Below are 9,084 nucleotides of genomic sequence, written 5' to 3'. Positions count from 1 at the left end.
GTGGTATAAGGGCGGCGACAATATTTCTACTCACACGCCCCTTACGGGACGTGACTCAATGTCAGGCGGTACAGCATCAGCAGTACATTTATTTCTACTCACACGCCCCTTACGGGACGTGACGCATAAGATTTGCGTAAATAATTCAACCAATTACATTTCTACTCACACGCCCCTTACGGGACGTGACCTTCTAACTTTATACTACCTATATTAGATAATAATTTCTACTCACACGCCCCTTACGGGACGTGACCGCTACATTTTGTATTTATGTAACGGAACATTTCCACATATTGGGACGGACTTATTTCTGCTGATATCATTTATATGATATCGCATATATAACTTATTTATTATAATGTTTTTTCAGGCGAACCTCAAGTGGTTTTTGAATCATCACACCTTCGCTACCTTCAAATAATAATTACGCCTTCTGGATCATATGTTTTCTCAGCACCTATATGTTCAATTTTCTTATTCCAGTTGTTCCCAAGATAATAAAATCGCAAACTATCCTCTTCTGGATTAATTAATTTTAATAAACTATCTTTTAATTTCAAAAAAGAGGAATAATCTAAATCAGCTTCAAAAACAGAATTCTGTACTCGTTGTGCATGATTTTGACATTCTTTCGCCACTTTTCTTAACCTGGTTTTTCCTGCTGCACTGACAGTACTAACATCATAACTTATTAAAACCATCATTTTATCTCACCACCTATTTTTGCAGATATGGTGGATAGCTCTCAATGTCGCCTCGTATATATTTGGCAAGCAAATTGCTCTGCACATACGGTAATAATCCAAATGGTATCTTTTGCTTCAGATACGGATGCATTAAATCAGTACGTTTCTTTTCCTGCCATTTTGACAATACTTTTTTCCTGCCATCTGCATTTAACCAAACCGCTCCTGAAATCTGCTTTTCAAAATCTTTTTCTCCTATAATCTGCAGGTTCAATAAAGTGATAACAAAACGTTCTACAATACATCTTATTTCTTCCACCATATCGCAGGCCAATGATACACGACCGCTTCGCAATGCATGACAATATCCAATATAACTATCCAATCCTACTGTTTCCAACGCCGCTGCAAATTCATTTGTTGCAAGTGTATAAACAAATGATAAAATTGCGTTTACCGGGTCCAACGGCGGACGTTTTGTTCGAAACTCAAAGCTAAACGGTACTTTTGTATTTGTTATCAATCGATTGAAAATTGAAAAATAATTCTGTGCACAATATCCTTCAATACCCATAACTTCTTCTATTGTCTCTGCTCTATAAACATTCTCAATTCCGTCATGTAAAATCCCCAGTACTTTTTGTATTTCCTGATTATCTCTCAATTCTGCATTATCATGTAATGTTCTGCGTATTACCTGCCTGGTATTACTGAATTTTGCTGCCATCGTATTTTGTGCCAGCTGCAATCCGCATGCTCTGAAACAGTCAATTTGTTCTACACGGAGAAAAACATTTCCTTTTGTCTCTCCACAAACTTTTGCCAGAAATTTCCCCTGTGGCGACATAAAATTAATTGGAATCAGCTTTTCCACGCACTTTCCCATCAACGCCGGCGAACATCCAAGATAACTAAAACACACAATATTTTCCACATTTTCAAAAGGAATCCGAAGTTTAATTTCTCCTTCTGCCTTGCAGACAAGATTTTCACCGTCCAACATCAAATACATCTGTTCATTTGTCACATATATTGTATTTAAGAGTTTTCGCATAACGGTTCCCTCTCAATCTTTTTTATCTCTTTTTTTAAATCAGGGATTTTTCTCATGGATGGCATACATACATCTTTCATAGAACATCCATTACAGTTTTGATTTTTTCGAATCGGCGGGATTTTTCCTGCTTTTAAAAAATCCCGCATTTCTGTCAAAAGTCTCTTTAATTCTTCATTATATTTTTCAAAATTTTCTTTTAATGGCAATGATATTCTTTTCTTCACATCTGCATAATACAGAACACCGTCACAGTCCCCTCCAAAAATAGAATCCACACACAGTTTCTGTGCAAAAACCTGCATCAGATCATCTTCCCGATAATCTTTTTCTTTTGGTTTTGTTGGTTTATATTCTACAATAGTCAGTTTATATCTTTGATTGTCATCTTTTATCGTAATCCCTGTTTTATCTTTTTTTAATTCTATACAGTCTGTTACGCCATATAAATTGTATTGCTCATCATCATTATAAACCGGAACCGAAGTATATACTTTTTTGCCTCTTCCTGTATAACTTTTCTCCGGATCATGTACTCGATCATGTAGCAGATTTGCTTTTGTTACGAATATATTCTCGCCCCAGGATTTATTAATTTCTATCAATCCCCAACGATGGGGACAATACATGTAATGCTGTATAGATCGGATTGTTATCTCCTGGCTTTTCATAATTTTTCGATCAGTTCTACTCCTTCCGGCATCTTTTCATCCACTTCAATTTTATAATCATCAAAACAACGAGGAATTTCATTTTCTTCTTTTATTTTAATTTTTTCAAACATTAAATGTGACGGACTATTTCCAAGTACATTGCTGTGTTTGAACACATACAGCTTTCGCATACACATCTTTCCTCTTGCAGCACTATGATCATTCTCAAACATATTTATGATTGCTTCCCACAAAAGTTCCAGATCTGCTTCTGATAAATCTGTGGTCTTATTTGCCAGTGCAGCAGATACATAACCTTCTGCCCGATATAATGCATACGGAATGATGCTTTTCTTTCCCATTTCCGTCTGACCGGTTTCCTGACGCTCATCCGTTGTGCGTGCCTGTCTTGTAATCGTAATATCCTCTATATCGATTGGCGAAATACTTCTGGCAAAATTAAGCTGTACCGGCCCTCTGACAATACCACAAGGATCATTACCTGTCGACATTACTGCTCCAAAAGTTCTCACATCATAATAATTCTTACACATGTATGCACGAGCCTTTTTAACATCATCCTCATTTCTGCCATTATTCTTTGTCTTCAATCCTTCTGCTTCATATGCTGCTGTAAATTTACTGTTCAAGGCTTTATCCGGTTTAATCAGAATGTTATATCCCGCTTCTCCTTCTTTTACCAGTTCTACATAATTTCTGATTTTTCTCTTCAGGCAGACATCCGTAACATAACCATATCCTGACTCAGAGTCTATTCTCGGTGCATTTCCTGCATCCGGATCCCCGTTCGGATTTCCGTTCTCCACATCAAAAAGCATTATAAAATCATATCTGTTCTCCAGTGCCATAATTTATTCCTCCATTTCGTCTCTATTCATTTTTTATTGTTCTTCTTTCTTTTCACTCTTCTTAAAAAGCTCCGGTATTTGCTGGTAATATCCTACAAAAAATTCTCCCTGTTCTGTACGTCGCAACATTTCCGGAAATTTTCCATCCAGTAGTTCTATGATTTTCTGGATTCTCTCATTATACTTATAACGATAATTTGCATTTTTTATTTTTTTTAAGTGATTCTGACTAAGCCGTATCAATTTAGGAAAAATCAACGCCGGTTTTACCGATGCTGATGCAAAATATGCATCTTTAATGGTTCTGTTTAACTCTGTCCCTGCTGCATCTTTCTGCAGCTGTTCCAATACTGCAAACAACCGTCCGCACAAATATGCCGGACTCTTATTTTCTTCATTCAATCCCACTGTAATCTCCTCCTTTTTGTCATTTCTGTTAAGATATGCCTTTACTATACCGCAGCGAATCCTATTGATGTTTCGATCAATTCGGATTCTTCGCAGAGTATTTTCAAATAATGCCACCGGATATTTTCCGCCATATACTACTGCATTTAACAACCCTGCCATTAAAGCCGGATTTACTTTATCATTCTTACTCTTCGGTGAAATCAGTTCTTTTTCAATCATCCAGAGAGGCACCGGCTTTTGTTCCTGTACCACCTGTATTTCCTGTTGAAATCTTGCAATATTCCACAACACATCTGCATATTTCTTACGAATAATAAACTTTACCGAAAGCCTAGAAGAATTAGGCTTTAACCCCAGCATATAAAAATCAACACTTGGATCTACAGTACTTAGATTTTCCAGCCTTTTTGCAGTTATTTTTCCTTCCCTGGCATCTTCCATCATCTTTTTCAACATTTCTTCTGTCTGTTCTGCATTTAAAGTATCAGACTCTTCAAAAAGCAACTGGCTGAACAGATCTTCACACTTATCTTCCGTATCCATTGCCCAAAAGACCATCGTCATATCTTCCAGCATATGTTTGTGTTTTTGAGACGCAAGAAGATAATTCAATGCTTCTGTATATTTTTTCATCATTTCTTCTGAAATTCCGCTGTTATAGGACTGTTCATTTCCATAAGAATTTTCAGAAGGATTATTATAACCGATCAGCACACTTCCTGTTGCAAGTCCTCCATACACCCCTTTGATCTTGCTGTGGATTCTTGCAAGAGGTCTTTCTTCACCTGAAACTGCACATTGTGCAAAATAAGCATCTTTTGCTTCTGCTTTTTGCTTTTCATAATACATGTTCCATTTTTTTGCAAACACTGGTTCATCCTGAAGATAATGTCCAGGTCTTCCAGTCAGGCAGAACACATAACCTGATTTTGCGTAATCTTTTTGTAATCTTAATAATTCCTGGTTTTCTGTCTGTTCTTCCGGTTTCCAATTGAGAAGAAATTTTCGATACGCATTCACAAGCGGTGTATCCATTTCTTCAATAAATTTCAGGTTTGTTTCTACAAAAGCTGCATGGGATTTTTGTGCCTTTCCCGTCCGGTCTGTTGGTGTCAGTCCTTCTTTTTCCAAGTTCAATCCAAACAAATATAACGGTCTGTGCTCTGCTATATTGGCATCAATTCCTGGTTTTTCTGTTCTCTGAGGCATTTTCAGATCCTGCGGCACTAATTTCTTTTTTATTTTTTTCCCGACTGTTACTTCTGTTTCTTTCTGAATATTTATAATATGATCAATCTCGCCTTCTTCCGTCAATGCTACCTCATAATGTATCTTTACCTTCGAATATCCTTCCGGAAGTACCTTTTCTGCTGCCGACAGCATATCATAATAATCACATAATGCTTTTATCAGCATCGCAATCCCTCCCTGTATTTTTGAACATCAATGACTCCCTCAATCATGTGCGGTCTGTAGTATAATGTTTTTGCACGATCGGAGAATTTGGGATTTTCCCAGTCTCCATTAATGGGTTTCCCCCTGTCTTCAAACTGTACCTCATAACTCATATATCCGAGATCAACATCCCCCATTTCCTTGATTCTGCTGCTTATCATTTCTGTATCAAACGCATCTACCAGTTCTATTCTTTTTACCGGAAATTCACTGCACCCAAGACATGGTGTCCGAAACCATTGACCTTTTTCCAGTCTTCGTTTCAAAATGTTATAATGCTTATTTTCTCCGTCATCTTCTCGATTATTTTTCAAGCCGGTCAGCTCAAAGTGAAATTCTATACCATATTTCACTTTTTTCAGAACCATTGCTGCCCTCTGACTTCTGCTTTGAGAAGTATAGATACAAGGATCTCCTCCTTTCTGTTTCATCTGATTTTTTACTGCACTGAGCAGTACCTTATCTTTTACTTCATTTCTTCGAATATTTGCAAAATCAATCTCCTGAAATACAATGATTTTGTCAATCACATAACGGATTGCCGGTTTCCAGTACACACTCTTTAACATTCCTTCCAATGCTCCCAGTGTCGGAACATCATAGCTGACTCGTTCCACTTTCAATTCCGGTCGCGTAAAGCATGCATAATCTCCTTCCACTATGATTTTAAATCCATATCCCATTGTTTTTCACCTCTTCTTTCATAAAAAATAATCTTGTGCTTCCAATAAAATTCCTAAATTTTCGTCATAATAATCTTCATTTGTCAGACAGTATATTCCCGTACCAAAATCGTCTGCAACATGTTGTTTTATCAACTCATCCAATTCTTTCTTAGTAACTGTACAGGTATACTTTTGCAGCTCCTTCTCATTTTCGATTTTTGTATATCTCAGAGTATCCACCAGTTTTCTGCTCTTTTCATCTCTTGGTACAACAATAGAACATGTCCTATCAGGGATCAGTTCAAATTGTTCTGCATAAGTCTGAAATGGCAGATTTTCAAAAGACCTGCACTTTATATGCATCGTATTTTTCTGAATATTCTCTTGTTTTAAGAAAAACACTTCTTCATAGTATTCTTCAATACATTCCGGCTGTGAAATATCTTTATACTCCGCCAACAAACGTTGCGTAATATTCATCTTGTCATTCTGTGCTTCATTTTCAAATTCAAACACAAAAACTTCACCCTTATCCCGCTTTCCTTCTCTGTTACATCTGCCTCCCGACTGGAGAATACTGTCCAGACCATTCAATTCACGAAAAACGGTATATACATCCAAATCAACTCCTGCCTCAATAAGCGATGTAGAAATAATCGTAATCCTTCTCTCTTCCGGTATATTTCCATCTGGAAAATCTTCATCCAGGCTTTTCAGTTCTTCTCTGATAGCCTGCAGAACTTTTTGTCTGTCATATGCAGTCATATAAGTCGATAAGTGATATTTTCTTCCTGTACACATCTGAAAAAGTTGTCTTGCATTTTTCTTCTTGTTTACGATAATCAATCTGGACGGATACTTTTCACTTTTAGCTAATAGTCCTTCCGGACTTACTTTTCCCATATTGATATATTGACATTTTTGAAACTTTTCAAAAAGCGTCTTATCCTTGATCAAATTTTCGATTCGATTATTTGCCGGTGCATAAAGCTTCAGCAACTTTTCAAAATCAGGCATCGTTGCCGTAAGAAAAACAGCTTCGCTGTTCAGATATTTCGTTATATAGGCAATTCCCTGAAGACATGGCTGTAAATAATCCTGCGGCATCATATGTGCCTCGTCAAAAATCAGAATACTGTCTGCCATATTGTGCAATTTTCGAAGTTTTCCTCTTTTATTTGAATAAATGCTTTCAAAAAACTGTACTGCTGTTGTTATGATAAATGGAGCATCCCAATTTTCTACTGCTATTTTAGCTGCTTCTCGATAATCCTCATTTAAATCCACCTTCTCATCATAAGAAAAAGTTGACTGATGTCTTAAAATCTCCAGATTATTTCCAAAAAGTTTTTCAAAAACCTCTGCTGTCTGATCAATAATACTGTTATACGGGATCACATAGATAATTCTTTTTTTCTTTTTCGCTATTGCTCTTTGCAGTGCTATTTTCGCACTCGCTAATGTTTTTCCACTGCCGGTTGGCATATTTATAAGGTAGATGTGTGCATCTTTTGTACTGTTTCGATATGCCTGCTCCTGCAGCAAGCTTCTCGTCTTCTGCAATTCTGTTTTTACTTCAAACGCCTGTAACTGAACATTTATTTTTTCAAGACACTTTTCAAAATCAGCCTGCAATTTTCTCACTACTTCTGTACTTCTGCAAAACTCCGCGGTGTCTGTTGAATCTGCATCTACCAGACAGGAAAATAAATATCTTGTCAGAAATGTAAACTTATCAATTAACCAATCCGCATTTCTTCCGCAATCCGCAGCAAGAAACTGCTGCCATTTTCGAATATCTAATTCCGGCAGTTCCAGTTCTTGCTTGTAGGCATCGTAATCCTCAAACGTCCTGTTCATTCTGCCTTTCAGACTGTTATCCTCATCATTTCCAAATCCCCCATTTGGGATTCCCGTGTGATGTCCTGCAATGCAATACTGCATCATCAGATTCATTGGCTTTGGATACTTTTCACCCACTGCAATTGCTCCACAGGTTGAATGTTCTACACGAATATTTTCCCCTCGGATTCTTCTTTGAAATCCCTCCTGATACTTTCCGATATCATGTGCTTTTCCTGCCGCATAAGCTAGATCTTCCATTTCCGGAATTGCATATTCTTTGCAAAGATTTGCCGTATTCTCACAATGTTCCCGGACAGTTTGTACCTCATTTGTATACTCATTTCTGTGTGCAATATATATTTCCCCCATATTGCTGTACCCTCCTGTATTCTCATAATTCACTTATACCATTCTTTTTCTTTTATGTCAATTTTTTCTTTATTTAGTTAAATATAATTTACATATCATTATATCTTTTATCAGCTGATCAAAATTTTCAAACACAACTGTGTAAACATATTACCTTCTGACTCGGTACCATAATAAAAATGACCGTATGAAAACTTTTCATTTTCGCATACGATCATCTTTATACTTAACAAAATAATTTCTACTCACATGCACAACCTGTACAGACTTTCCAATTATATTTTATCTTTCCTATTTTTTCAACTGCTTAGTCAAAATCTATCTTAAATCTTACCCGTCAAAAAAGACCAGCACTTTCGCACTGGTCTTTTTCCTTACTTCAACTTTATTTCTTGTTTCTTACTTTGTGATCTTCACGCTTGCCTTCTGGCCTTTTCCTTTCAGCAGTCGTTTGTAGCGTGTCAGTTTCTTCTTCGGTACTTTGATCTTACATTTTTTGTCAATACCTTTGAAGGCCTTGCTTCCGACTTTCTTCAGCTGTGTGGATTTGATCGTGATCTTTTTCAGTTTCTTTGCACCGTTAAATGCATTTGCACCGATCTTGTTTACGTTTTTGCCAATGATAACCTGCGTCAGTTTTTTGTTGTTCTTGAATGCATTCTTTGAGATCTCGGTTACTTTGAAGGTAACGCCGTCAATTTTTACAGTTCCAGGAACGGTAAATTTCTTTTCTGTTGCTTTTCTCGGTTTCACCAGAGCAACGGTTCCGTTCTTTGCATCGGATTTTGTTACTTTGTAGAATCCTCTTCCAACCGGTTTGGTTGTTCCGACAGCAGGTACTTTCTGAGTATTCGGATTTGTGTTTGGCTTTTCTGTTCCAGGCTGTGTGCTTGGTGTTTCCGGCTGTTTATTCGTTTCGGTTTCTTTGCCAGTATCCGGCTCGCTGCCTGCCGCTTTCAGATTCTGCTCTGCTTTTTTCAGGCTGTCCAGTGCTTTGCGGACGTCTGCGGCACTTGCAGTCTTAGAAGCGGCTGCTGCTTTTGCTGCTGCCAGTGCATTCTGGAATGCATTCCA

The 9,084-nt window shown here is 37.3% G+C and carries 8 protein-coding genes; all 8 read right to left on the bottom strand.

All coding sequences use genetic code 11. The features are described 5' to 3' along the window. Positions 1-416 precede the first annotated feature (416 nt). Positions 417-707: a CRISPR-associated endonuclease Cas2 gene (gene cas2, locus ACLTL4_RS10405; RefSeq protein ID WP_022119726.1), complete on the bottom strand. Its 291-nt coding sequence runs from the start codon at positions 705-707 to the stop codon at positions 417-419. Between the two features lie 13 nt (positions 708-720). Further along, positions 721-1,716 (bottom strand): CRISPR-associated endonuclease Cas1, encoded by a 996-nt coding sequence (gene cas1 / locus ACLTL4_RS10400; RefSeq protein WP_412290441.1) that lies wholly within the window; start codon positions 1,714-1,716, stop codon positions 721-723. A gap of 11 nt (positions 1,717-1,727) precedes the next feature. Then, entirely contained in the window at positions 1,728-2,414 is a 687-nt protein-coding gene (gene cas4 / locus ACLTL4_RS10395) for a CRISPR-associated protein Cas4 (protein WP_022119724.1), read from the bottom strand. After that, positions 2,411-3,265 carry a type I-C CRISPR-associated protein Cas7/Csd2 gene (gene cas7c / locus ACLTL4_RS10390; protein ID WP_173866862.1) on the bottom strand — a complete coding sequence of 285 codons (855 nt, stop codon included), beginning with the start codon at positions 3,263-3,265 and terminating at the stop codon, positions 2,411-2,413. Before cas7c ends, cas4 begins: the two co-directional genes overlap by 4 nt. A gap of 33 nt (positions 3,266-3,298) precedes the next feature. Further along, positions 3,299-5,092 carry a type I-C CRISPR-associated protein Cas8c/Csd1 gene (cas8c, locus tag ACLTL4_RS10385; protein ID WP_412290443.1) on the bottom strand — a complete coding sequence of 598 codons (1,794 nt, stop codon included), beginning with the start codon at positions 5,090-5,092 and terminating at the stop codon, positions 3,299-3,301. Continuing rightward, complete coding sequence (cas5c, locus tag ACLTL4_RS10380) at positions 5,086-5,814, bottom strand: type I-C CRISPR-associated protein Cas5c (RefSeq protein ID WP_412290445.1); 729 nt, start codon at positions 5,812-5,814, stop codon at positions 5,086-5,088. Before cas5c ends, cas8c begins: the two co-directional genes overlap by 7 nt. An 18-nt stretch (positions 5,815-5,832) precedes the next feature. After that, positions 5,833-8,010, bottom strand: a complete 2,178-nt coding sequence (locus tag ACLTL4_RS10375; protein WP_022119720.1) for a CRISPR-associated helicase/endonuclease Cas3 — start codon at positions 8,008-8,010, stop codon at positions 5,833-5,835. Positions 8,011-8,409: 399 nt separating this feature from the next. Continuing rightward, the coding region (locus ACLTL4_RS10370; RefSeq protein ID WP_412320503.1) for a leucine-rich repeat protein at positions 8,410-9,084 on the bottom strand (675 nt) is incomplete at its 5' end.

It is taken from the genome of Hominisplanchenecus sp. (assembly GCF_046967715.1).
Taxonomy (GTDB): Bacteria; Bacillota; Clostridia; order Lachnospirales; family Lachnospiraceae; genus Hominisplanchenecus; species Hominisplanchenecus faecis.
The sequence above is the reverse complement of the archived record's forward strand: the minus strand, read 5'-3'. Positions and strand labels throughout refer to the sequence as shown.

What these genes read in the sequence shown, in the direction of transcription:
- ACLTL4_RS10375 (WP_022119720.1), bottom strand. Translation starts at nt 8,010, where the DNA reads ATGGGGGAAATATATATTGCACACAGAAATGAGTATACAAATGAGGTA.
- cas7c (WP_173866862.1), bottom strand. Translation starts at nt 3,265, where the DNA reads ATGGCACTGGAGAACAGATATGATTTTATAATGCTTTTTGATGTGGAG.
- cas5c (WP_412290445.1), bottom strand. Translation starts at nt 5,814, where the DNA reads ATGGGATATGGATTTAAAATCATAGTGGAAGGAGATTATGCATGCTTT.
- cas8c (WP_412290443.1), bottom strand. Translation starts at nt 5,092, where the DNA reads ATGCTGATAAAAGCATTATGTGATTATTATGATATGCTGTCGGCAGCA.
- cas4 (WP_022119724.1), bottom strand. Translation starts at nt 2,414, where the DNA reads ATGAAAAGCCAGGAGATAACAATCCGATCTATACAGCATTACATGTAT.
- cas2 (WP_022119726.1), bottom strand. Translation starts at nt 707, where the DNA reads ATGATGGTTTTAATAAGTTATGATGTTAGTACTGTCAGTGCAGCAGGA.